1 protein-coding gene is annotated in these 237 nt (G+C 57.8%); it reads left to right on the plus strand.

Annotated features, from left to right (window positions below; genetic code table 11):
* A partial coding sequence (locus MXD62_RS09625) for a glycine--tRNA ligase subunit alpha (RefSeq protein WP_308301224.1) occupies nucleotides 1–153 on the plus strand: 153 nt, incomplete at its 5' end.
* Between the last annotated feature and the right edge of the window lie 84 nt (nucleotides 154–237).

Below are 237 nucleotides of genomic sequence, written 5' to 3' on the forward strand. Positions count from 1 at the left end.
CTGGACGCCCGCGGCGCCATCAGCGTCACGGAGAGAACAGGATATATCGCTCGGGTGCGAAACCTCTCACGGGAAGTGGCGCACACCTATTATGCGGAGCGCGAACGGCTTGGCTTCCCGATGCTGAAGAAAGGAGTGACCGCAGATGAGTAAGCGTGACTTGCTGATCGAGATTGGAATGGAGGAAGTGCCAGCGCGCTTCGTCGCTGCAGCCACAGCACAGCTAAAAGAGAAAGT

This window comes from Frankia sp. Mgl5, assembly GCF_023242985.1.
GTDB classification, from domain to species: Bacteria; Actinomycetota; Actinomycetes; order Frankiales; family Frankiaceae; genus Parafrankia; species Parafrankia soli.